The sequence below is a fragment of the Bacteroidota bacterium genome, assembly GCA_020161395.1.
Taxonomy (GTDB): domain Bacteria; phylum Bacteroidota; class Ignavibacteria; order Ignavibacteriales; family Ignavibacteriaceae; genus UTCHB3.
The window spans coordinates 59,461-84,489 of sequence record JAIUOE010000014.1; the positions used below are offsets into that span (position 1 = coordinate 59,461).

A 25,029-nucleotide genomic window follows, 5' to 3' on the forward strand; every position below is an offset into this window, starting at 1 on the left:
GTTATTCACCACTTTCCTTTCCGGATAAATTTTCAAGTTTCGACAAAAGGAGGTAGTATTCATACACTCCGTTCAAATAGTTATATTTGGCTCTCGCTACACCCGTTTGTGAATCGATAATTTCAAGCTGGGTGCCGACACCCGATTTGTAACGGGTTTCAGACAAAGAATAAGCCAGTTCAGCCTGTTTTACAGCTTCTGTGTAAGCTTTTAATTTTTCCTTCTGATTTTCTATCTTGAGAATTGTCTCTTTAATCTGAGTCGCATAACCTTCTTTGGCTTTTTTAAGATTTTCCTGAGCAATTTTCACTTCAAGTTCCGCCTGTCTTACCCTTGAATCGGTACTCCAACCGTTGAATATTGGAACAGAAAGCTCAAGCCCGAGATTAATCGAGTTATTAAATCTCCAGCTTCCGATTCCTCTGGAGTCATTTTCCTGAGATTCGATATTCCAGGCACCATATGCTTTCAGAGAAGGAAGATATTCCGATTTGTAAACACCTACAGCTTTTTTACGAAGTTCTATCCCCTGCTCGAGCTGTTTAATGTTCGGATTGTATTTAAACATTCTCTCGACCACCAGGTCAAAACCTGAGAGAGGCATATCGTTGTAAACGAGTGTGTCGGTTACATCTATTTCCATCGTGTAACTGAGTCCCATTATGTTCTTCAGCGCATCCTTTGTAAGTTTCAATGCATTGTTTGCCTGATCAAGTTCCGGTTTCGCTGTTTCAACCGCTACTTTCGCTCTTACCAGATCATATTCGGGAACGAGTCCTGCATCATATTTTATTTTTGTGTTTTTCAGGTTGTCTTCTGCCTGTGCGAGATTCGCCTGAGCCACTTTCAACACTTCCTTTGTGACAAGAATACCGAACCAGGCTGACTTAACCTGGTACTTTATCTCTTCCTCTGTTGCAGTCACCTGATGGTCTGCAATCCGGGCATATATTTCAGCCGCCTGAGCGCCAATGAACACGGCGCCGGCAAATATGTTTTGTGTAAAACTGAGTGAAGTGGTGAGAGTGTTATCTGTACCTATGGGGAAAGTACCGCTGAATCCGGGTGCATCAATTGTAAAGACACCTTTTTTAAGAGCCCTGCGGTAATTCACTGAACCCCTGACATCAGGGTATACTGCCGTACCCCAGGTTTCATCCACTTTTTCGTAGGCAATTCTTTTGTTTAGATTGCTGGTTTTCAGATCATAGTTATTCTCGAGTGCAATGGTAATAGCCTTTTCGAGATTAACAACTATCTTCTCTCCCTGCTGTGCAAAGAGAATCGGGGTGAGGATTAAAATAATTGATACTACAACTTTTATTTTCATTTATTCTCCGGATCCATTGTTGGAACCAAAATCAATTTTATAATTTATATAATTTATGCGAAGGGATTACTATAGAACTAACAATTTTTGAAAGGAAAAATTCCATTTTCAATTATTAAAAATAACAGATAATTAGCTACAGATAAGATTTTTCATCAACAATTAAGTCCGCTAATCAAAATTCAGGTATAAAACGATGACCTTATTTAAAATTGACCGGAATGAGCATCTGAACTTTTACCGGTTTACCATCTTTTTTCCCCGGAGAAAATTTGGTTCTCCGAATGGCAGAAAGCGCTGAGTTATCGCAGGCAGGATGTATTCCCTTTGTCAGCACGACAGAGGCTACATTTCCCAATTCGTCAATGAATGCAGTAACATAAACTGTTCCACTCACTCCCGCGTCTTTTGCTGCCTGAGGAAAGACCGCCTTGCTTTGTATTGCTTCATATCCGCCGATCGGGACGGGCATGTACGGGACGGCAGTATAATAGACATTATCCTTGGGAGCGTTGGTTTTCCCGTCCTTTTCCGTCGATTTTGTATTTGTTTCTTTGTTTTTGAATTTTCCCTGTTTATCCAGAGTCAGGAGATCACCTTTGTCTATATCCTGACTTTCAAGTTTTATTTTTTCTTTTGGAGGGGTTAGAGTAACCTCAATTTCCTTGTTTATTGCAACTTCAGTTTCGGTTTTCGCTATTTTTGGTTTGAGAACTGTCGGTTCACTCTTCTTTTGTGGAAGCTCTTCCTCTTTCCTGTTGTCCGGAAGCTCAATTGCATCGTCAAGTTCAATTAAATCTTCCCCTTTTGCAAGAGGATTTGTTACATTTTTTGAGAAGGGGTATAACCGGAACAGTATGATCATCAAAAAAAGCACAAAAATCGCGCTTATTTCCAACGATTGTCGATATGTCCGTTTTAGATTATAGTATGAACCGGTCATCTCTAAAAGTTTTTATGAATCATACAGTTTTTACCTGTAAAACCTGGGAAAAGTTCTAAAAACAACGAATGCAACAGCCAAACCCAATGCGGCACCGTTAATATCAGCAAGAATGTCGTACCACTCGAAAAACCTTCCGGGAATCAGTAATTGATGGACTTCATCCAAAACCCCATAAACCGAAGCAATAATGAACGATTTTTGCAACAATTTGATGTCCGCAGTTCCCGCCTCATCTTTAAGCCTGAACCAGTTAAAAAGTAAAAAACTAAGTACAGCATACCCGGCGAAATGATTTAATTTGTCACCCGATGGAGTATCAGGCAGGCTGCTCGACGGAAGGGTGGTTCCAAGAAACAGAATCAGCCAATATACGACCAGAACGACTAAAGCGACGGTTTTTTTCTTCTGCCTGTCAAGAGTCATGCAAACTCGTCAATTTTTTTTATTGCGGCTGGTAAATTTTTGATCATTGATGATGCAGAAATAAAAACACCCGGTGATTCTTTTGCCAAAATAATTGCAGACAGATTGTAGGTGTGTATTGCATCAGCAATCCGACTTGCAAAAAATTCCATTGTGTCGAAATGTTGTTCTATAAGCAATCCAGTGATTTCCTCAATCTCGAGTGCAGGTAATGCAAGCAACTGCGCAAAAGTCGATGCAATCACACCGGCGAGTCCGTCACCCGTCCCAAATTTGGCAAGTGCATCAAATCCGGAGTCGATTATATAATTGACACCCACAGGAGTGGAGATAAAGACCGCTGCATGTTTAAGTACCAGAATGCAACCTGTTTCTTTAGTGAAGTCTTCGACTGCCTTGAAGATGTTTTTCTCGATCAGTTCCAAAGGTTTTCCGATGATCATTGCAAACTCTCCGGTATGAGGCAGCAATATCTTCCCTTTAAGATCATAATTTTTATAGTTACCTCCATGAAGCGGTGCCAGGGCATCTGCATCGAGAATGACCAGACGATTATTCATGGCAAGAATCTTCTCAAGTGCGACTGTTGTTTCGGGGGATCTGCCGATACCTGGACCGGCAAGCAACACTTCCTTTTTCTCCAAAGCATCATAAACAGTTTTTATCGAATCGGAATTAAAATTCACGGAAAATTCATTGATAACCGCCTCGGGAACATTCGCCATCAACACAGCGGATGCTTTTTCGGAAGTGAAAATTACCGGTGACCCCGAACCTGAGTAAAAAGCTGCCTGGTAAACGAGAGATGCCGAACCAGGATATCTGTTTGATCCTGCAATTATTACCGGACCTCCTGATGTATATTTGTTGATAGTGCGTTTTTTTGCAGGTACAACACTCCTGACATCACTCATCTCATAGAGAGACCAGTCACTCTCAAGCTCAAGCTGCTCCTCTTTAATTCCGATATACCCGTTGTCGATCACACCCCGGCTATCCATTCCCTTGCCGTAAAAATATCCCTTTTTTAATGTACAAAGTGCAACGGTGTAATGGGCTTCGAAAACAATCCCTCCATTACCTGTGTCAGGATCAAGTCCTGAAGGTATATCGATGGCAACTTTTACAGCTCTTAGTTCATTCAGTGCAACAATTATCTCATCATAGGGATACCTTGGCTCGCCCTTGGAACCGGTTCCGAGAAGTGCATCAACAATCACATAGCATGAGGCAATAAGTTCTTTTAACTGTGTGACACTTTGATATTGGAAAATTGATATGTCGCCTGCAACTTCTGTCAAAAGTTCGAAAGCATTTCCTGCATCTTCAGAGAACTCGTCAGGGTCATCCACAAAAACCACCGTCACTCTCCAGTCCATGTCACGAAGATGACGCGCCGCCACAAAACCATCGCCGGCATTGTTTCCCTTACCGCAAATAATGGCAACTGTCTTCGTTTCAGCCTGAACAGTTTCGAGAAAAGAAGCCACACTTCTTCCGGCATTCTCCATCAGAATCATGCTTTCAAAACCGAAATCCTCGATTGCTATTCTGTCAGCTTCACGGGCTTCTGCGGCATTTAGTACAAGTCTCATCCAACTCTCACATTCAAAAAAAAAGCTGTATCGCGAGGCTCCGGATCAACCGGCAGCACACTCTCGATACAGCCTGAAAAATAAAAAATTAATTAAAATTTCGAGATCAGGTTTATTACCGAACCCGGCAAAATTCCCATCAATGCAATCAGGATTGCTGACACTATTATACCGGTCATTGCGGGATTCGAGTTAACAATCTCAAGTTTTGATTCATCTTTACTGAAGTACATCACGACTACGAGTCTCAAATAAAAATATACACTTATTACCGAAGAGATAATACCAACAATCGCGAGCCATACAAGATTTGATTCGATAGCCGAGATAAACACATAGTATTTCCCGAAGAAACCCGCAAATGGAGGGATTCCTGAAAGAGCAAACATGAAGAGTGCAAGGAGACCGGCAAGAAGCGGGTATTTGGTACCCAAACCGGCATAGTCACTAATCTGAAGATTCTTCTCCTCTTTATCCTCGATCATAGAGATGATTCCGAATGCACCAAGATTCATAAAGGAGTAGGCTGCCAGATAGTAGATCAGTCCGTCAATCCCTCTGTCGTTACCGGCTGCAAGACCTATCAGCATATAACCCGCATGTGCAATTGAGGAATAAGCCAGCATTCTCTTGATATCGGTCTGCAGAATGGCTGTTATACTTCCGTAAAGCATCGAAAGGGTAGCAAAAAACGCAATCATCGGTGTGAGTACTTCACTCGCTCTCTCTTTGGCAAATGCGGGTGAAACGACGAGAATAAGTGCTGCAAAAGCTGCAGTTTTACCACCTGTCGACATGATTGCCGTGGTTGCTGTCGGTGCTCCCTGATACACATCGGGAACCCACATGTGAAAAGGAACCGCCGCGATTTTGAAAGCAAAACCAATAAAGAAAAGGGTGAGTCCGATGATTCCAATTATATTAGTTTTGTCAAATGTAAATGACTGGAACAAAAGCGCAATGTTCAGTGTATGCGACGAGCCGTAAAGGAGTCCCAGACCGTAAACAATAAACCCTGTTGCGAAGGAGCCGAGAAGAAAATACTTCAAAGCAGCTTCGTTCGAAAAAGGTCTTTTACGCGCAAATCCGGCAAGAATGTAGAAACAAAGAGACATTTGCTCGAGACCAATGAAAATCATCACCAGATCACGGGCACTGGCTATCATCATCATTCCCAATACCGCCGATTGCAGAAGTATGTAAAACTCTCCATGATAAATTCCGGTTTTACGGAGATAGTCCACAGAAAGGAGAGTGACTATTGCTGCACCAAAATTGAAAATGAAGTAGAAAATGTTGACCTGTCCACCTGTTGCCAGCATTCCGTTAAAGAATATTCCCTGATCACCGACAGACAAGAGCGATTGGTAAGACACCACAAGAAAACTGACCACAGTCAGCCATGGGATTATCTTTTCCGCACTCTTGACATACATCTCGATCACGAGGGAAATTAAAATAATCGATGCCAGAATTACCAGCGGGAGATAGCTATATATGTCTGTTATGTTAAAATCCATACCTACTCAATAAATAAAATGTCATGTTCAGTTTCTTCAATTGTTGCCACATGCGAGTCAGTTCTGTAGACTGCCAGTTTCATGTGTTTAGTAATATCAAATATGTCGTCCTCTTTTTCAACGACGACGATTTTTATATTATCATACTTCGATAAAGTGTCACGAAGAGAGTTGTATTCCAGAAAGTAAAGGCTGGTATATAGATCTTCCTCTACAATGTTAATCCCTCTTGAACTGGGTGAAAAATCAGTAATTATATCTTTTTCGACCACGACCTTAAGAAATCTTCCCTTGAAAGGGAGAATCAGTCTGTTACCGTAGAGATAACCGGTCTTCTTTTCAGCAAGGCAACTCTTTATTGTCATTGACTAACCTCTGAAAAATATGAACCATATTATTGCATAAACGGGCAATAAAACGGGCAGTGAATACTTAATTATATACTCAATAAAACTTGGAACCCTGACACCGGCTCTTTCTGAAATCGACTTAACCATAAAATTGGGTCCATTTCCAATATATGTCATGGCACCGAAGAAAACTGCACCAACCGAAATTGCGGTCAGGTATTGTACCGCATCGGGATTCTGCAGGAAAAGCTGAGTTTGTGCAGCTCCGCCGTTCAAATCATAACCAAATTTCCCCATGGCAGCACTCATAAAGTTCAGATAGGTCGGGGCATTATCCAAAAAGGATGAAAGAGCACCGGATGCCCAATAAAAGAGTGAACTTGTGAATACATCGCTGTTTTCACGGGCCATGTCAGCTATCAGTCTCAGTGCCGGAACCATCGTAAAGAAGATTCCCACGAACAAATACGCCACTTCTTTAATAGGCGCAAAATCAAATTCATTTGCCTTTAGTATCTTTTCATCAGCAGTTTTGTAAGCGGCAAACACCACACTGAACATTATGATTTCCCTGATTCCAACGGGTAACGGATCAAGTGAAGGTACCCATGACAAGACAGCCGGATCAAGGAAAACCGATAAAATGATTATCGCCAGATAGCCAAGGTTTTTCAGCCCCTTCAATTCGATCTTCCCACTGTAAGTTGTTTCATCATTTGCTCCGGCTTTATTAGCCCTGTCGAGCAAAAAGAAGATGGAAAGAATCATGAAAATCGCCAAAATCCAAATCAGCCAAACCTGCTCTATCACCCAGAAAAAAGGAACTCCTTTAAGGAATCCGAGAAACAGTGGCGGATCTCCGATCGGAGTAAGAGCACCACCCGCATTGCTTATCACAAAAATAAAAAATATGATGTGGTACGGCTTTATTCTTCCTTTGTTCATTCTCATAAATGGACGAATCAGAAGCATGGACGCACCGGTTGTTCCAATCACATTAGCGATTACTGCTCCAAAAAGCAGAAAAAGCGTATTTGCAAGAGGTGTGGCTTTTTTGTCCACTTTTATCAGAATGCCACCACTCGCAACGAACAAAGAACTCAGCAGGGCGATGAATGACAGGTATTCAACAAGTGTATGCTTAAGACTCGTAAAATCATTCAGTATCGCTGCGTAATAAACAGCAACTATCAGACCCAAAAAGATGGCTACCTTGTGATAGTTGTGCTCCCAAAAATGTTGAAAAAACAAAGGGGCAATGGCTATCAGCAACAAAAGCAGAATGAAAGGGATTACCAGATACGGACTTGGTGAAGAACCGTGATGCGCACCGGTCTCTGTTGTCTTTGCTTTATCAGTATGAGAAAGAACAGTTTCCTGTTTTGTTTTATCTGTTGAATCTTTCGATTCACTTCTTATTTCGCTGTTAAATAATATGAACAGTGTAAAAAAGGCTGCGAAAAAAAGTGCTGCGTGCCTCATATTTTATTTTGCCAGGGCGTTCATCACCGTATTTACAATATTTGATGAAAACGCTTCGGATAACCTCAAGAAAGTTGAAGGATAAATTCCTATCCAAACAATGAATAGCAGTAATGGCGCGAGAGTAATTAACTCCCGGGTATTCAGATCAGTAAGTGAATTCATTTTTTCATTCTTTACTGTCTCCAAACAAACTCTCTGATACATCCAGAGGAGATAAACAGCAGCAAAGATAACACCCGATGCCGCTATTATTGAAAAATAAGGACTGACAAGGAGTGGTGACTTGAATGAACCCACCAATATCAGGAATTCACCAACAAATCCGTTTAATCCCGGAACACCTATTGATGAAAGAGACACAATCAAAAGAATTGTGGCATAAACGGGCACTATTTTCGCAATTCCGCCGTAATCAGCTATCTCACGGGTGTGAGTTCTTTCGTAGATATAACCCACTAAAAGGAAGAGTGCCCCTGTTGAAAGACCGTGATTGACCATCTGTATTATCGCTCCCTGCATCGACTCAATGGTCAATCCAAAAATACCCAGAACTACAAATCCAAGGTGGGATACTGATGAATAGGCAACAAGCTTTTTCATATCCTTTTGCACCATCGCCACAAGTGCACCATAAATTATGCCGATAACAGCCAGTGTGGTAATGTAAGGGGCAAAAACTTTTACCGCATCAGGAAACAACGGTAAATTAAATCTTATTAGACCATATGTACCCATCTTCAGCAGTACACCGGCAAGTATTACCGAGCCTGCGGTCGGAGCCTCGACATGCGCATCCGGCAGCCAGGTGTGAAGTGGAAACAACGGGACTTTTATGGCGAAACTAAGAGCAAAAGCGGCAAACAACAGATTTTGCTTAGAAGGATCGATTGCAGGTCCTTGTTTGTAGAGTTCGATAAGGTCAGTAGTAAACGCGGTTCCCGAATTTGCAAGCCAGATTATGGCAACGAGCATCACAAGAGAACCTGCCATAGTGTAGATAAAAAATTTCACAGAAGCGTAGATTCTGTTTTTGCCGCCCCATATACCGATTATGAAGTACATCGGAATGAGCATCGCTTCCCAGAAAATGTAGAAAAGGAAAAGATCGAGCGACATGAAAACGCCAAGCATTCCCGCTTCGAGCATCAGCATGAAGAAAGTAAATTCCTTTACTTTTACATCAATACTCGACCATGTGGAGAGAAGTGCCAGAGGTGTCATAAATGTTGTAAGGAGAACGAGCAGGAGAGACATTCCGTCCAGACCTACATGGTAATAAATTCCGAGTCCCTTTACCCACTCATATTTTTCTGCAAACTGGAAATTTACACTTTCGGCATTGAAATTAAAATATGTGAATAATGAGACAACAAAAATCACGAGCGAAATCACAAGCCCTGTTATCCTGGTCAACCTCAAATTTTCTTTGGGTAACATCAGGACCAGCATCGAGCCGGCAATGGGAAGAAGTAAAAGAAGACTCAATATATAACTTTTATCCATCAGAAACTCAATATTATCCAGAATAATGTACCTGTTATTGCTATCATCATTATGACAGCATAAAACTGTGTCACGCCGGTTTGAAACTTTCGTGCATAACCTGATGCAAAATCAATAACTTTCGCTGTGCCGTTTACGGCTCCATCAATTATTTTGGCATCAGTAAACTTAAACAAAACGGAATCAGAGAGCTTCACTAACGGTGTGATGATAACTTTCTGATAAAACTCATCTACGAAATATTTGTTTAGCAGAGTTTTATAAACTCCTTTGAAAGATTCGGATATACTTGTGGCAATTTCCGGTTTTCTCAAATAGATATGTCTTGCGAGCATTATTGAGGCAACTGCTCCAACTACAGAAGTTGCCATCAGAAGATATTCCTCAAGATGAGAATGAATGTTACCGGTCGAGAGTTTGCGTGTTGCATCCTTGAAAATTGGTGCCAACCACACTTCAAACAGATTGCCATGTTCCCCAACAAATACTTTCGGAAGTCCGATAAATCCGCCAATTACTGACAAAACAGCCAAAACAATCAGAGGAATCACCATAATATTCGGGGATTCGTGGGGATGTACACGATGGTGGTCGAATCTCTCTTTCCCCTCAAAAGTAAGAGAAAGAAGTCTGAACATGTAAAATGCAGTCATTAAGGCAGTAATTGCTCCAATTATCCAGAAAAACAATCCACCATTCGCATAAGCCATCCAGAGTATTTCATCTTTCGAGAAAAAGCCGGAAAGAGGGGGAATTCCTGAAATTGCCACAGCCGCAATCGCAAAAGTGAGATATGTTTTTGGCATATACTTTTTTAAGCCGCCGTAGTTTCTGATATCCTGTTCCTCGTGCATGCCATGTATTACTGAACCCGCACCAAGGAATAAAAGTGCTTTGAAGAAAGCGTGTGTCATTACATGAAAGATACCTGCGGAGAAGGCTCCCATTCCGAGAGCAAGAAACATGTAACCCAACTGACTCACAGTGGAATACGCCAGAACTTTCTTTATGTCATTCTGAACCAGTCCGATTGTGGCTGCAAAAAGAGCTGTGAACAATCCGATTATTGCTACCACCATCATTGCAGTCGGTGCCATCGCAAAAATTACTGATGTTCGGGCAACGAGATAAACACCCGCAGTAACCATCGTTGCAGCATGGATAAGGGCAGATACAGGGGTCGGACCTGCCATCGCATCAGGCAACCATACAAAAAGAGGAATCTGTGCCGATTTTCCGGTGGCTCCGATGAAGAGGAATATTGCAATTGCCTCAAATATCCAGGGTTCTATCCCCGATCCGGCAACAAGTGGCAATACTTCGCTAAAATTTAAACTTTTGAAGTAGTAGAAAACAAAAAACATTGCAACGAGAAAACCGAAATCACCGATTCTGTTAACTACAAATGCCTTTTTGGAGGCATCAGCTACAGTTCCTTTTTCAAATTTTCTGTCGTAATAAAAACCGATGAGCAGGTATGAACATAATCCCACCCCTTCCCAACCGAGGAACAGAAGAACAAAATTGTCGGCGAGCACCAGATTCATCATAGCAACGATGAAGAGGTTCATGTAGGCAAAAAACCGCCAAAAACCTTTATCTCCATGCATGTACCCGATTGAGTAAACATGGATAATAAATCCAACACCTGTGACAATTAGCGACATGGTGAGAGATAACTGGTCGACCTGATAGCTGAATGCAGCATCAATACCGCCTGCTTTTATCCAGGTAAACCATTTTATTATCCGGCTCCGCTGATCAGCAGGTAATCCGAGGGTTTCGAAAAAAGAGAAAACTACGACCAGGAATGCGAGACCAACCATGCCGGCACCAATTCCGCCGACAATCTTCTCGTTTTTGATCAGTCTCCCAAACAGCCCGTTGATCAGAAATCCGATCAATGGGAAAAGCACTGCCAAGTAAATGTATTCTGTCATATTTCGTGGGGTGTTTAGTAGATTACCACTTTAAAATGTTAATTTCATCTATGTTAATTGTAACTTTATTCCTGAAAATGGCTATGATGATTGCCAGACCGATAGCTACTTCGGCTGCTGCGACTGCCATTACAAAAAAAACAAAAAGCTGCCCTATCACATCTCCAAAGAAAGATGAATATGCAACAAAGGTCAGGTTCGCTGAATTTAACATCAGCTCTATCGACATAAATACCACAATGGCATTCCGTCTGGTAAGTACACCGGCAACCCCGGTAACAAACATAAAAGCACTTAAAATAAGGTAATATTCGAGTGGGATCATAACTGAAACTAATCCAATTTCTTTTTAGATAATATCAATGCACCAATTGTAGCCGTAAGCAGTACAAACGCAATCGCTTCGAACGGAAGAAGATAAGTTGTATACAATTCCTTTCCGATGTGTTCAATTGTACCAATTTCCACTCTGGTATTCTCGTCAACAACCTTACCGGGTAATGTGAAAAAGATGGAATAAACCATCTGGGCGAACATCAAAAAAGCAATTACAATGGCGAGAAATTTCTGCTGGGGTCTCTCTTTGAAGTAAGATTTCTCCTGTTCCGGTCTCAGGAGCATCAAAACGAACAGGAATAAAACCATGATCGCTCCGGCATATACTATTACCTGAACAACAGCTAAAAACTGGGCTCTGAGCAATAAATAGATTCCGGAGAGGGCTCCAAAATTAAGTACAAGAAATAGTGCGGAAATAACAGGATTTTTACGGGTTACCATCAAAACAGATGATGCTACCGCTATTAGTGCAAAAAATCCAAACAATCCCTGTTCCAAGGTCATCGAAAACTTCCTGATTTGGTAGTTTAAAACTCAAAATTAATCAAATTCAAATATAAGTTTTTAAGAGTACTTAATCAAAAAATTTAACGACCGGTGGGGAAAATTCAAAACATTTTTCGCCCCGTTTGAATTGCTTATATTTGCAGGTTAAATACTTTTAAATTTTTAAAACCGGAGTAACCTGAAAAATGCAAGGATTTGAGCTTTCCGCAAGAGAGAAAAGCATCCTTCGGCATATTGTGAATCAGTTCATTCTTACAGCTTCACCTGTTGGCAGCCGTAACATATCCAAAAGGTATGATATCGGATTGTCACCTGCCACTGTACGGAACATCATGGCTGATCTTGAAGATTCAGGCTATATAAATCATCCGCACACATCCGCAGGAAGAGTCCCCACAGACAAGGGCTACAGGCTTTATGTCGATTCGCTGATGGATGTACCCAGTCTCGATGATACAACCCGTAATTCAATCACTTCAGAGATTAGAAAAAATCTTGTAAACAGTGAAGATATTTATAACATCGCATCAAAGATTCTCGGCAGAATTACAGACCAGCTTGCATGTGTTATCTATCCGAAAATAGAAACCGGTGTCCTGAGTCGAATTCAGCTTGTCTATCTTGCTTCGAACAAAATTCTCGTAGTTATCAGCATCGTTTCCGGGCTCGTGAAAACAATTACCCTGGAACTGACCACAAACATCGAAGAGAAACAAATTGAGGATGTGCAGCGTCTTTTAAACGAAAAACTCGCCGGATTAAGGCTAAAAGACATTAAGACATCGCTGGCAGAAAGGTTGAAAGACTCTGAGATACTCGGTAATCCGATAATTTCACTTCTGTATGATTCTGCTGACAAAATATTTAATGATTTCAAGACGGATGATAAAGTGATGATTTCCGGTGCCAGAAATCTGTTGAAACATCCCGAGTTTGAGGATCCGATCAAGTTTGAGAATATCGTCGAATTGATGGAAGAGAAGGATATAATTATCCATATTTTCGAAAACAGCTCAGGTATTTTCCTCGAAAGAGCCAGTTCGATTAGTGGCGTAAATATCATGATCGGAAGGGAACTTCCATATAATCAGACTGAAGACTACAGTATTGTGATGAAGGAATATAAAGTCGGCGAAAATACAGGCGCTATGGGCATTATTGGCCCAAAAAGAATGGATTATGCCAGAATCATCGCAATAGTCGATTTTACCGCCGGTCTCCTGACTGAACTTCTTTCAGGGAACCAAAACAATATATAAAATATTTATAAATGTTATTAAGTTTTATAAATCTCAAATTTTTAAGCTTTACAAGGAGAAATTATCATGGCATTTGGAAAGAAAAAAGAAAATAAAGAAAAAATGAACCAGACAGAAAACCAGGAAAATGAAAATTTAGAGCTACAGAATGAATCCAGCTCAACAAACGATAACGATTCAGCGGGTTCCTTGACAGAGGCAGGTATTATCAATGAACTCGTGGAGCAAATAAACAATCTCAATGCAGAAATCGAAAAGCAAAAATCCGAAATCGACAATTTGAGAGATATTCTTCAAAGAAGAGTTGCCGAAATTGACAACATTAAACGCCGTCACCGTGAAGAATCAGCCAAAACCTGGACTGATGCAGAGGGAAATCTTATTTCAGCGCTACTTCCTGTCATTGATAACTTCGACCGTGCAGCAGAGTTCGCACCAAAAACCGAAGACAAAGAGAAGGTAATACAAGGTTTCATTCTTATTCATGATTCCCTTGCAAAAATGCTTGAACAAAAAGGTTTGAAACAGATCCCTGCGAAAGGTCAGCCTTTCGACTATAACCTTCACAATGCCATCGGCAGATATGCCAACAGCGAAGTTGAACCCGATACTGTTCTCGAAGTTGTTACCCCGGGTTACATGTATAAAGATACTATTCTGCGTCACAGCGATGTAATTATCAGTGAAATGCCGGAGGCTCCGACAGATGACTCAACTAAATCAGAGGAAGAAGAAAAGTAAGATATGAGCAAGAGAGATTATTATGAAGTGCTTGGTGTGGCTAAAACTGCTTCAAAGGATGAAATAAAGTCTTCCTACAGAAAAATTGCTATGCAATTTCATCCTGACAGGAATCCCGACAATAAGGAAGCAGAAGAAAAATTTAAAGAAGCCGCCGAAGCATATGAAGTATTAAGTGACGATGAGAAAAGAGCGAAATACGACAGATTCGGTCACCAGGCTTTCGGAGCCGGCGGAGGTCAGCAGGGATTTACGGATATCAACGACATATTCTCCCATTTTTCGGATGTTTTCGGAGGTGGCGGGTCGATTTTTGATGACTTCTTCGGCGGAGGCAGAAGAGGTTCCGGAGGCGGCAAAAGAAGAAGTACCGGTACTCCCGGCAGCGATCTGCGGGTAACCCTCAAATTAAAACTTGAAGAAATTGCCACCGGCACTACAAAGACTATCAAAATCAATAAATTTGTAAAATGCGATTCCTGTACTGGAAGCGGTTCAGAAGGTGGTGCCAGCAAAAAGACATGCCCTGCATGTAACGGTTCAGGTGAGATCAGAAATGTTTCCCGCTCTGTCTTCGGACAGTTCGTAAATATCCAGCCGTGTGCCAACTGTAACGGCGAGGGAAGTGTAATCGACAAACCCTGCAAGAAATGTCACGGTGACGGAAGAACCAAAAGCGAAGTCACTGAAACTATCGAAGTGCCAGCCGGTGTAAGCGATGAGATGCAGTTGAGTCTAAGAGGTAGAGGAAATGCCGGTTTAAGAGGTGGGCCAAACGGTGATCTCCTCGTCGGATTTCAGGAGATAGAACACGAGCACTTCAAAAGAGACGGTTCCGATGTCCTATATCAACTTCATATAAGTTTCCCGCAGGCTGTGTTTGGAGATGAAGTTGAAATACCGACCCTTACCGGAAAAGTAAAACTTTCAGTTGAGGCAGGTACAAGCGCCGGCAAGATACTCAGACTTGCAGGGAAAGGCCTGCCAAATGTGAATGACAGAAGCCATCGAAAAGGTGACCAGCTTGTCCAGGTAAATATTATTGTGCCAAAGAAAACAAACGCAAGAGAAAAAGAACTTTTGAAAGAGTTGCAGTCACAACCCAATATTTCGGGTTCAGAAGATAAAAGCGGTTTCTTTAAGAAATTCGGATTGTAGATTTCACTTGAAAAATTTGATCGAGCGCCTTTCAATAAAGTCAGGATTAACTAAACTGGAGGTCTCCGCACTTCTTTTTGTCCTGGCGGCAATTGTAACCGGCGCTCTGATTCAAATCTTTAGACCTGATGCAAAAGCTGAAATTCCACCGGCAAAGGAGAAATCCTCCGCTCAACTCCTGAAAGAGCAAACTGAAAAGGTAGAGAAGGATAAAGAAAAGAAAAAAGGATTAAAGGGTTCGGCGAATAAATCAACGGAAAGCGGTATCCCAAAAGACTCGTCGATAAATATAAACACGGCTACCATTGACGATTTTGCAAGAATTCCCGGGATTGGTGAGGAAATTGCTGCTCGTATCATTGAATCTAGAGTAAAATATGATGGGTTCGACTCGATTGACCAGTTACTTAAGGTCAAAGGTATAGGAAAAAAAACTTTTGATAAGATTAAACGCTACCTGACCCTTTGACATGGAACAAGTAAAGAAATTTTACAGAGACTATCAGTCGTTCATAAATCCGGGATTAATAATCATCCTTGGATTGTTTCTATTGAAGGTAGCATATTTTGATCCACTTCAGTTGACTCAACTTGAAGAAAGCAACAAAAAAGAAGCCCGAAACCGCCTTCACAATCTCAGAACCGCACAAAGAGCGTATGTAGAAAAATATGGACATTTTGCCGGTAACATTGACGAGCTTATTAACTTTGTGAAGACTGCCGAGGCAGGGATAATTCTGGGCGGAATAAAAGGTCTCGACTCTTCACTCTTCAGTTTCAGAACCGACAATGAGGGGGTATTGAGAGCAGACAGCTTAAAATACTCAACAAAGATTCATCAGCCATTTGCAATATTACTCGATTCTGTCAGAGTAATCGATTCAGTTTTTTCAGAAAAAGGGAAATTCATCAGAGTGGATACTTCAATTACCCGGGGAACAAGATTCAAAATAGTTGATCCGTCAGGATACGGAAGTATCGGAAATCTCTATTTTGATGCACTTAAATATTCAGCATCGTGGGAATAATATGAACCGGATTCTGCTCGAGATAAAATTTGACTCAATCTCCATCAAAAATGTGAACCCGAAGGAGGAGTCAGTTGATAAAATACCTTTGAATTACTCAATTCTTGAAGGTTCATCCATCAAGAGTATCAACCCTGAAAATGCAGCGAGGCTGAAAGACGATCTCCTTTACTCGATTGGTAAAGCGAATCTGATGGATTCCACTGTTTATCTTATTTTTCCACAGGCAATGTTTCACACTTTCTCACTGCCGGCAAAACAGGGACTTTCGCGTCTTCAGCAGTACAACGAGTATAAGTTTGAAACAAAACTGATATTCCCCTATCTCACAGATGATTCCTTCTCGCTCGATGTTCAAAGGCTCGACTCCCCCGGATTCAGTTCACCTGATTATGAGTTGATTACCCTGATCGACAATTCCATTCTCACTTTTGCTGCCGAGATCAAAAACCATCTTAAGGCTCCAAAGACAAAAGTCACCATTCCATTTCTATCTCTAAGGAATTTTATAAAGAGATACTTTCCCGAAGAACAGTCATCGGTTCTGCTTCATCTCTCGGGAAGCAGCATCATCCTCTCAGCGATAAAAGGAAGGGCGATTACTTCCGTTTACTCCACAAATTTCATTGATGTCCCATCGGTACCTGATATCATCGATTCCTTTTTGCTGAATAATTCTGCCGGAAGGATCGATAAAGACACCCTTCATGCAGTCTATTTCAGCCTGGAGGATTATATGATAGGCTTGACTTCCCTCGTGGAAAAGTGGATGAATGTAAAAACGAAGGACAGCTTCTCCGGTTTTCCGCTTGGCAAAGTAAGCAAGATTCCTCCCGACCTCATGCAAGAGATCAGAAATGAGGCTTAGAATCATCTCGGGTGAATTTGGAGGAAGATTCATAAAAACCCCCGACTCCAAATACACAAGACCCACAACAGACAAAGTAAAACAGTCGGTTTTTAACTATTTAGCCAATTTTTACGATTTTGACGGAGCAATTGTCGCCGATATTTACTCAGGCTCGGGATCACTTGGATTTGAAATGCTAAGCCGTGGAGCCAAAGAGGTTCATTTTGTAGAAAAAAATTACCCGGTCGTAAAGGTTCTTTCCGAAAATATCGCTTCTCTCGGGGTGGAAAAATCGACCAGCATCCATAAGATGAGTGCCGTTTCTTTCACTGCATCCACAGCGTTAAAGTTTGATGTTATCATTGCTGACCCGCCGTTCTATGAATTTGACATCCATCAGGTGGTAAAGAATATTATGAAACGGGGACTGGTAAATGAAGGAGGGCTGTTTCTTCTTGAAAGATCGATTCAGACTCTCGAAAAAGATACTGCAGAATTCGGCATTGAGCCGTTTAGACGAATTGGAGATACCTGTCTCTTCAGTTTTGAATAGAAAAGACTGATAACCGGATTTAACTGATTAAATTGAATTCAACCAGTTATTAATAATTTGTTGCCCCTCAACAGTTTCGATCGAATCAGGATGAAACTGCACACCCTCAACCGGTAATGTTTTATGCCTCAAACCCATAATTTCACCATCGGCTGTCCTGGAAGAAACAGCAAGCACTGATTTTTCTTCAGGTTCAGATACTGCAAGCGAATGGTAACGCATGCCTTTAAATTTTGCCGGAATTCCTTTGTATACTCCCTCACCATCGTGATTGATATAAAAAGCCTTTCCATGACATAATTCCCTCGCGGGTACCACTTTCAAACCGAACGACTCCCCTATCGCCTGATGCCCGAGACATACCCCGAGAACCGGCAGCACACCTTTACATTTTGAAAGTATTTGCAAAAGAGAACCGGCATTACGGGGTGAACCGGGTCCCGGAGAAAGAACAACCCCTTTATAATCAGTAAGTTCAATCTTTTCCCAGTCCCGGTCATCGTTCTCTACCACGGTCACTTTTGCATTTCCCTGCCTTAGAAGTGCAATAAGATTCCATGTAAATGAATCGTAATTGTCGACAACAAGTACTTTTTTACTTGAAAGGCTCATTCAGATACTGTTTGGCTTGTTTATGTGAGCCGTTATATTCGTTCAATTTCAAAATTTCATTGTAGCATTTTATTGCTTCTTCCCGTTCTCCCATCTTGTCATGCATCATACCTTCATACAGGAGAGCATTGACGAAGTAACCGGAAGCCTCTTTTTTCTCTATCTTTCGTGAAAGCTCGACAGACTCTTTGAAGTAAATCTTCGAAGAATCCCACTGGCTGATTGCTTTGTAGTAAAATCCCAGATAGTAGGTGGTTTCGCGTCTTAACTTGGTGGTGTAACCAAACTTCCCTTCCTTGCAACCGGCATACAGTTTTGTGTAAATCTCCTGGATAAGAGGATAATCACCACGCATCACCGCAGCTCTGCCTCTCCATTTCAAGAAGACAGGATTTTCAGGGAACTGGTCAGTAAGCATCTTTGCATATTTTTCTGAGGAAGGAGCATCCCTTTCAAATTCCTGGTAAAGTGTCATCAGGAAGTATTGTGCCTCATATTTTGCATATCTTCCTCTTTCGGCAACCCTCTGCAGGTCTTTTATTCCCTGTTGCTTGTCACCCGACGGAAAGAAAATCAGAAGAGGCTTTACTGCAGGGTACTCATCAGGAATAACCGAAATGTAGTAGGAATAAATGCCTGTTCCGAGGAGCACATCCGCATTTTTTGGTTGCAGTTTCAAAACCTTATTAACTATCGGAAGTGCTTCCCTGCCGTCATCTGCGGCTTTCAGCCAGCTTTCACGCAGTGCTCTGAGTCTCCCTCTGTAGCCAATGGCACCGGCTTTGAAGAAGAGGGCTTCGATATTATCGGGGTCTTTGTCTAAAATTTCCTCGCAGACGAAGATGATGTCGTCAAGTTTCTTGTAAAAAAGATCATCTTTCGATTCATCTTCGAGATCGACCAGAATCTTCCACCAGTCTATCATCGACAGGTAGAATAGTCCCGCCGGTGATTTTGGATTCTCACGCAGAAGAGACCTGAATTTGGTCTCTGCAGCGGTGAAATTGAAGGAATACACATCTTTTATCCCTTCATCTACAATACTGCTGTTGGTTTGCGGATGAATTTGTTGGGAGATCAGTATAAAAAACAGGGGTAGAATGAGATATTTTTTCATTGGTCAACTTATTTTTAATTAGTTAACGAATTATACTAACAGATTTCGAAAGAAGTTTCATAAATTTTTAGCCCTGTAAACATGCCATGCTTTAAAAGCGACAGAGCATACTTTAAAGAAAAAGGCTGCTCCAAAAGAAACAGCCTTTATCTGCATTTTCAATCGGAATATCTAAGCAAGTTTCTCGGCAAGATAACCGGAAAGTCTGGAGGCATCAACGCGAATTTGTTCCATGCTGTCTCTTTCACGAACCGTTACACTGTTATCTTCAAGAGTCTGGGTATCGACAGTGATCGCATAAGGAGTTCCAATTTCGTCCATCCTTCTGTATCTTCTTCCGATAGCTGCTTTGTCGTCATAGAATATTTTGTACCGTGATCTGAGATCAGCCTCAATTTTTTTGGCAAATTCGGGCATTCCATCTTTGTTAACCAAAGGAAGTATTGCTGCCTTGACGGGAGCAAGTCTTGGATGCAGGTGCAATACCGTTCTGATGTCACCTCCAAGGTCCTGTTCTTCGTAGGCATCAATCAAAAACGCCATGAACGACCTGCTTGCACCGGCTGAAGTCTCGATGATATACGGCAGGTATCTTTCCTTTGAATCCTCATCATAAAATCTGAGACCCTTTTTGGAATATTGTTCATGCCTGCCCAGATCAAAATCTGTACGGTTATGAATTCCTTCAATCTCTCCCCAGCCGAACGGAAACTGATACTCAATGTCGGTAGCTTCTTTTGCGTAGTGAGCAAGTTTGTTGGCAGGATGGTCATGATATCTCAAATTCTCAGGTTTCATTCCAAGACTCTTAAACCAGTTGAGTCTTAGTTCTTTCCAGTAATCGTAATATTTTTTGTCTTCGTCCGGCTTTACAAAATACTGCATTTCCATCTGCTCAAACTCACGGGTTCTGAAGAGGAAATATCTCGTATTGATCTCATTTCTGAAGGCTTTCCCGATTTGAGCAATACCGAAGGGCACTTTCTGACGGGAAGCATTCTGTACATTCAGAAAATTCACAAAGATTCCCTGTGCCGTTTCCGGTCGAAGATAGATTGCTGAGCCTGTCTCTTCCACGGACCCTAAAAAAGTCTTAAACATAAGGTTAAACTTACGGGCAGAAGTGAACGAACCCTTGTTACCGCAATTCGGACAATTTAATTCCTCAATCAATTTCGGAGCAAGTTCAGTTTCGAAAAGATCTACTATAAAATCGTTTACTTCTTCTGATTTTGTTTCAACTGACTTTAACGAATCTTCGATTTTTGACTTCAGGTCACCCTCTTTGGCGACTGCAAGTAAAGCTTCGAGAAGTTTCGACTTCTTTTTTGCTGCAATCTGATCAATAAGATAATCCACTCTGAAACGGGCTTTACATGATTTACAATCGATCATCGGGTCTGTGAAATTTTCAACATGTCCTGATGCAACCCACACTTCGGGAGACATAAGAATGGAAGCATCAAGTCCTTCAACATCTTCTCTGTATGTCATGAACTTCCACCACTCGTCTTTCAGATTACGCAGCATCTCACTTCCCAATGGGCCGTAATCATAACATCCGTTCAAACCGCCATATATTTCACTGGACTGGTAAACAAATCCTTTTCGCTTCGCCAAGGAAATTATTTTTTCCAAAACATCGCTCTTGGTCTTCATCAATTCTCGTTCTCCGGAATAATAATTTTTAAAAAATTCAATCTTTAAATATAACCATATCATTGCAGTTGATACCGATATTATTATTCGGTTTAGCCCCTTCTTTTTACTATTTTTGTAAGATTTCCTTTAATATTTTATAAAACAATGCGAAGAACCATTTGGATCTGAAACTATTCGACCTGCTCGACGATTATTATTTTCTCCTTGACATGGAAGGAAAGATTATTTCCGCAAGCAGACAGATTTACGACAGGCTTGGATATTCCCGTGATTCACTGAAAGAAATTGACTCAATACTTAGTCCTGAATCAATTCTCAAATTTGAACACTCTCTTATCAAGTGCGTCACCTCAAAGTCAAGGATTACTTTCGACTGCCGAATTAAGGATGTCGAAAGCAGGTCTTACTATGACTGCTCAGCATTGTTCAATTGTGTCGAGGGGAACAAGGTTTTTCTGCAAATAAAGGATACTACTCTTTTCAGGAAGAACAAAACTGATCTGATCAGGTTCAAATACATCGCAGATCATACCATGAATCCGCTTCAAATCACAGACCTGACCGGAAGAATGATCTATGTAAATCCGGCATTTTCCGCAGAAAGCGGCTTCGATCAGAGAGAACTTATCGGATTCAACCCCAGAATCTTTGGCAGTGGCAAGCATTCCCAGATGCACTGGGAGAATATGTGGAAAACCATTTCATCCGGTTCAACATGGATTGGTGAAGTGGAGAACAAAAGGAAAAATGGCGAAACATTTTATTCGCAGTTGCAAATCACCCCAATGCATGATGAAGAAGGAAACCTGATTGGCTATTTTGGGATTCATCGTGATCTGGCTGACAAACGGAACCTGGAGAAGCAGCTTATTCATACTCAGAAGATGGAAAGTATCGGAACTCTTGCAGCGGGAGTGGCACATGAAGTTGGAAATCCACTCGCATCCATCTCCGCTTTAGCGCAAATAATACAACGATCCACCGAAGATGAATTTATAAAAGAAAAACTTGAGCTTATTAAAAAACAGATTAACAGGATCTCAAAAATTATCAGAGACCTTGTCGATTTCTCGCGGCCAAGCAATTACGAACTCAGATCTACGGATATCGGGCAAAATTTAAAGGAAGCGATTGAAATTGTCATGGTTGGCAAAAAAGCCAAAGATATTAACTTTAAGTTCAATCAGCAGGAGGGTCATATTATCCCGCTGGTGTCTGATCAGATTCAACAGGTTTTTGTTAATATTCTTATTAATTCCGTGGATGCAATCCTCGAGATGAAAGAAAAATTTCCTGATCACCGTGGTGAGATTTCAGCAGAGACTTATGTTGAAGGTAGCTACCTCATAGTCGAGCTTGCGGATAACGGCGTCGGTATCCCTGCAGACAAGCATGCAAAAATTTTCGAACCCTTTTATACTACAAAAGCAGTCGGAAAAGGTACGGGTTTGGGATTGTGGGTGAGTTACGGGATTGTCAAAAGTTTTCAAGGGGATATTAAAATTTCAAGTAAACCCGGGAGGGGGACATCTTTCAAGATATCGCTCCCCTTAAACCCGATTTATTAAGCTTACGGAGTGTAAATGTCAAAGAAGATACTTGTTGTCGATGATGAAGACATTATAAGGGAATCAATCTCTTTTATCCTTCAGAAAGAAGGTTATCAGGTAGATTCCGCTGAAAACGGAGCAATAGCTTACGATATGGTGCAGCAAACAGAATATGACCTTGTTATTTCGGATATCGAAATGCCGGAGATGAAAGGGATTGAGCTGCTCGAAAAGATTGTTCGTCTGAATCTTCACACTTCAGTTATTATGATCACAGCTTACGGATCTCTCGAAACTGCCATCAGGGCACTTCGTGCAGGCGCCGGCGACTATCTCCTGAAGCCCCTCGATTTTGATGAATTAACCGTAAAGGTCGCACGGGTCTTTCAGCTTAAAGAACTGATTAGTGAAAATCAGATCCTGAAACATGAACTGCACCGCCAGTATGATTTTTCAAATATAATCGGTAAAAGCAAGAGGATGCAAAGCATCTTCAAAATGATCAGAGCTGTTTCAGAGACCGATTCAACGGTTCTTATTACCGGAAACAGCGGTACAGGGAAGGAACTGGTAGCCAAAGCCATCCACTTCAACAGCAAAAGGAAAAACAAACCGTTTATTGCAGTTAATTGTGGTGCCATATCAGAGACGCTGATTGAAAGCGAGCTTTTTGGGCACAAAAAAGGTTCATTCACAGGTGCCACCTACGACAAGGAAGGTTTTATTAAAGCCGCCGACGAGGGCACTCTCTTCCTCGACGAAGTAAGTGAGATGCCGCTTAATCTACAGGTAAAACTTTTAAGAGTATTGCAGGAAAGAGAATTTATTCCTGTGGGCAATACTTCCCCGGTTAAAATTAATGTAAGATTTGTAGCCTCAACAAACAGAAACCTCACCGAAGAGATAGAAAAAGGCAGATTTAGAGAAGACCTGTTTTACAGGCTGAATGTCATCGAAATCAGGCTCCCTTCTCTTACCGAACGAAAAGATGATATTCCAGTTCTGGCGGATCATTTCCTTAACATTTACCGGCGTCAGATGAACAAAAGCATAAAAGGCTTTGATTATTCTGCCGTCAGAGCATTGATTAATCACGATTGGAAAGGTGAAGTAAGAGAGCTTGAAAATGTGATAGAGCGCGCTGTTATTTTTGCCGAATCAGATTATATTACAGTGAACGATCTGCCGGAAATCATCAAAATTCAAAGGGAATTCTCCCCTGCTTCTTCTTCCATCTCACTCGATGATTTCATGCGAAAAGTTGAAAGGGATTTCCTTGTAAGAATTCTCGAGGAACATGACTATGACAAGGAACTGGTTGCAAAAGCGCTAAATCTCGGTCTTTCGACCCTCTACAGAAAAATTAAATATCTTGACATTGAAGTATGAAAAAACTTTTGTAATTTAAATCAAACTTTCTTTAATAATTTTTAATTAACTTTGACATTCATAAATTCGTCAGGTTCGAATGTTAATCAGGTTATGGGGTGTTCGGGGTTCTGTACCGACACCGCCAACTACAGCTCAATACCGGGATAAGCTTCGGCAAGTCCTAAAACTTTCCGCAGGTCGAAGTTTTGAATCAGACTCCGATGCAGATGTATTTATCGAGAGTCTTGATGATTCATTAAAGTACCTACTCGGCGGAAATACGACCTGCATTGAAGTCGTTGCAAACGACACCCGTCTCATTTTCGATATGGGTTCAGGAATTCGTGAACTCGGGAATTTCCTGCTTAAATCTGCAGATCCGCTCAACGAGATGCACATCTTTATCAGTCACACTCACTGGGATCACATTCAGGGCTGGCCTTTCTTCAAACCGGCATACATGCCAAAGTATAAAATGAATTTCTACAGCCCCCACGGCAATTTTGAGCAAAGATTAACTGAACAACAGGAATTCAAGTTTTTCCCCGTTTCGCTCAACTTTATGGCTTCAAAAAAGGAATACAAAGAGTTCCCTCCCGAAACTTCACTCGAGATTAACGGTATTAAAATCAAAAATCTTGAGCTTCACCACCCGGGTAAATCATATGGTTACAGAGTCGAGTATCAGGGTAAAGTATTTGTTTTTGCTTCTGATTCTGAATACAATAATTTCACTACCCAAAAATTCCAAAAATTTATCGACTTTTTCGGGAAGGCTGACATCATAGTCTTCGACGCACAATATTCATTCGATCAGGAGATGCAACGGGTGGACTGGGGACATTCTTCAGCTTTTGTGGGAGTGGATTTGGCGATGCAGGCTGAAGCCAGGACTCTCATCCTGTTCCATCACGAACCCGACAACGACGACTTTGAGATTTACAGCTTGTTCAGCAAATCCGTCCAGTACAAAAACGACAACTACCCCGGGCACGACCTGGAGATTTTCCTCGCACGAGAGGGACAGGTTTTCGAGATTTAGCCTCAACTTTATTTAAAACATAAGAGGCTGTCTCAAAAGGGGCAGCCTTTTTTATTGTATTCTCAGATTTATCAAAAAGAGTCTTTTCCTCAAGTTGGCTCCTACTTATGATCCCCGTTTTATTGATCCCTCGCCTTACGTTAAATTC

General features: G+C 41.4%; 24 protein-coding genes. 10 read left to right on the forward strand and 14 right to left on the reverse strand.

Annotated features, from left to right (window positions below; translation table 11 throughout):
* Window position 1 precedes the first annotated feature (1 nt).
* The 11 genes from LCH52_15890 to LCH52_15940 all read right to left on the reverse strand — a co-directional run bounded on the left by LCH52_15890 (window position 2) and on the right by LCH52_15940 (window position 11,935).
* Window positions 2–1,330 carry a TolC family protein gene (locus tag LCH52_15890; protein MCA0389970.1) on the reverse strand — a complete coding sequence of 443 codons (1,329 nt, stop codon included), beginning with the start codon at window positions 1,328–1,330 and terminating at the stop codon, window positions 2–4.
* A 202-nt stretch (window positions 1,331–1,532) separates the two neighbouring features.
* Window positions 1,533–2,195: a TonB family protein gene (locus LCH52_15895; protein MCA0389971.1), complete on the reverse strand. Its 663-nt coding sequence runs from the start codon at window positions 2,193–2,195 to the stop codon at window positions 1,533–1,535.
* A 108-nt stretch (window positions 2,196–2,303) separates the two neighbouring features.
* Window positions 2,304–2,699, reverse strand: coding sequence for a VanZ family protein (locus tag LCH52_15900; GenBank protein ID MCA0389972.1), 396 nt, complete (start codon window positions 2,697–2,699; stop codon window positions 2,304–2,306).
* A complete protein-coding gene (locus tag LCH52_15905; protein MCA0389973.1) occupies window positions 2,696–4,294 on the reverse strand; it encodes an NAD(P)H-hydrate epimerase in 1,599 nt (532 codons plus the stop codon). The genes LCH52_15900 and LCH52_15905 overlap by 4 nt, the downstream gene beginning before the upstream one ends.
* Window positions 4,295–4,386: 92 nt before the next feature.
* Entirely contained in the window at window positions 4,387–5,814 is a 1,428-nt protein-coding gene (locus tag LCH52_15910) for an NADH-quinone oxidoreductase subunit N (protein MCA0389974.1), read from the reverse strand.
* A 2-nt stretch (window positions 5,815–5,816) separates the two neighbouring features.
* Complete coding sequence (locus LCH52_15915) at window positions 5,817–6,179, reverse strand: hypothetical protein (protein MCA0389975.1); 363 nt, start codon at window positions 6,177–6,179, stop codon at window positions 5,817–5,819.
* Between the two features lie 3 nt (window positions 6,180–6,182).
* Window positions 6,183–7,646, reverse strand: coding sequence for a sodium:proton antiporter (locus LCH52_15920; protein MCA0389976.1), 1,464 nt, complete (start codon window positions 7,644–7,646; stop codon window positions 6,183–6,185).
* Window positions 7,647–7,649: 3 nt separating this feature from the next.
* Window positions 7,650–9,152 (reverse strand): NADH-quinone oxidoreductase subunit M, encoded by a 1,503-nt coding sequence (locus LCH52_15925; protein ID MCA0389977.1) that lies wholly within the window; start codon window positions 9,150–9,152, stop codon window positions 7,650–7,652.
* Window positions 9,152–11,092 (reverse strand): NADH-quinone oxidoreductase subunit L, encoded by a 1,941-nt coding sequence (gene nuoL, locus LCH52_15930; protein MCA0389978.1) that lies wholly within the window; start codon window positions 11,090–11,092, stop codon window positions 9,152–9,154. The genes LCH52_15925 and nuoL overlap by 1 nt, the downstream gene beginning before the upstream one ends.
* Before the next feature lie 22 nt (window positions 11,093–11,114).
* Entirely contained in the window at window positions 11,115–11,417 is a 303-nt protein-coding gene (nuoK, locus tag LCH52_15935; GenBank protein ID MCA0389979.1) for an NADH-quinone oxidoreductase subunit NuoK, read from the reverse strand.
* An 8-nt stretch (window positions 11,418–11,425) separates the two neighbouring features.
* Window positions 11,426–11,935, reverse strand: a complete 510-nt coding sequence (locus tag LCH52_15940; GenBank protein MCA0389980.1) for an NADH-quinone oxidoreductase subunit J — start codon at window positions 11,933–11,935, stop codon at window positions 11,426–11,428.
* Window positions 11,936–12,123: 188 nt separating this feature from the next.
* Here LCH52_15940 and hrcA point away from each other — a divergent pair, with 188 nt between their 5' ends.
* From hrcA to rsmD, 7 genes are all read left to right on the forward strand, one after another.
* Complete coding sequence (hrcA, locus tag LCH52_15945) at window positions 12,124–13,197, forward strand: heat-inducible transcriptional repressor HrcA (protein ID MCA0389981.1); 1,074 nt, start codon at window positions 12,124–12,126, stop codon at window positions 13,195–13,197.
* Between the two features lie 66 nt (window positions 13,198–13,263).
* On the forward strand, window positions 13,264–13,938 hold the full coding sequence (locus LCH52_15950) for a nucleotide exchange factor GrpE (GenBank protein ID MCA0389982.1): 675 nt from the start codon (window positions 13,264–13,266) through the stop codon (window positions 13,936–13,938).
* A gap of 3 nt (window positions 13,939–13,941) precedes the next feature.
* A complete protein-coding gene (dnaJ, locus tag LCH52_15955) occupies window positions 13,942–15,096 on the forward strand; it encodes a molecular chaperone DnaJ (protein ID MCA0389983.1) in 1,155 nt (384 codons plus the stop codon).
* A gap of 7 nt (window positions 15,097–15,103) precedes the next feature.
* Window positions 15,104–15,565, forward strand: a complete 462-nt coding sequence (locus LCH52_15960; GenBank protein ID MCA0389984.1) for a helix-hairpin-helix domain-containing protein — start codon at window positions 15,104–15,106, stop codon at window positions 15,563–15,565.
* A 1-nt stretch (window position 15,566) separates the two neighbouring features.
* On the forward strand, window positions 15,567–16,124 hold the full coding sequence (locus LCH52_15965) for a type IV pilin-like G/H family protein (GenBank protein ID MCA0389985.1): 558 nt from the start codon (window positions 15,567–15,569) through the stop codon (window positions 16,122–16,124).
* A 1-nt stretch (window position 16,125) separates the two neighbouring features.
* The gene (locus LCH52_15970) at window positions 16,126–16,992 is read left to right on the forward strand and encodes a hypothetical protein (protein ID MCA0389986.1); all 867 of its coding nucleotides are present in this window, start codon (window positions 16,126–16,128) and stop codon (window positions 16,990–16,992) included.
* A complete protein-coding gene (rsmD, locus tag LCH52_15975; GenBank protein ID MCA0389987.1) occupies window positions 16,982–17,527 on the forward strand; it encodes a 16S rRNA (guanine(966)-N(2))-methyltransferase RsmD in 546 nt (181 codons plus the stop codon). Before LCH52_15970 ends, rsmD begins: the two co-directional genes overlap by 11 nt.
* 27 nt (window positions 17,528–17,554) lie before the next feature.
* Here the strand turns inward: rsmD and LCH52_15980 are convergent, their stop codons facing one another.
* The 3 genes from LCH52_15980 to LCH52_15990 form a co-directional block, all read right to left on the reverse strand.
* Window positions 17,555–18,139, reverse strand: a complete 585-nt coding sequence (locus LCH52_15980; GenBank protein MCA0389988.1) for an aminodeoxychorismate/anthranilate synthase component II — start codon at window positions 18,137–18,139, stop codon at window positions 17,555–17,557.
* Window positions 18,123–19,256 (reverse strand): hypothetical protein, encoded by a 1,134-nt coding sequence (locus LCH52_15985; GenBank protein ID MCA0389989.1) that lies wholly within the window; start codon window positions 19,254–19,256, stop codon window positions 18,123–18,125. Before LCH52_15985 ends, LCH52_15980 begins: the two co-directional genes overlap by 17 nt.
* A 171-nt stretch (window positions 19,257–19,427) precedes the next feature.
* The gene (locus LCH52_15990) at window positions 19,428–20,915 is read right to left on the reverse strand and encodes a glycine--tRNA ligase (GenBank protein ID MCA0389990.1); all 1,488 of its coding nucleotides are present in this window, start codon (window positions 20,913–20,915) and stop codon (window positions 19,428–19,430) included.
* Between the two features lie 161 nt (window positions 20,916–21,076).
* On the opposite strand from LCH52_15990, the gene LCH52_15995 reads away from it, so the two are divergent.
* The 3 genes from LCH52_15995 to LCH52_16005 all read left to right on the forward strand — a co-directional run bounded on the left by LCH52_15995 (window position 21,077) and on the right by LCH52_16005 (window position 24,881).
* Window positions 21,077–22,486 carry a PAS domain S-box protein gene (locus LCH52_15995; GenBank protein MCA0389991.1) on the forward strand — a complete coding sequence of 470 codons (1,410 nt, stop codon included), beginning with the start codon at window positions 21,077–21,079 and terminating at the stop codon, window positions 22,484–22,486.
* Between the two features lie 15 nt (window positions 22,487–22,501).
* On the forward strand, window positions 22,502–23,857 hold the full coding sequence (locus LCH52_16000; GenBank protein MCA0389992.1) for a sigma-54 dependent transcriptional regulator: 1,356 nt from the start codon (window positions 22,502–22,504) through the stop codon (window positions 23,855–23,857).
* A gap of 79 nt (window positions 23,858–23,936) precedes the next feature.
* Complete coding sequence (locus LCH52_16005) at window positions 23,937–24,881, forward strand: MBL fold metallo-hydrolase (GenBank protein MCA0389993.1); 945 nt, start codon at window positions 23,937–23,939, stop codon at window positions 24,879–24,881.
* Window positions 24,882–25,029: the final 148 nt, after the last annotated feature.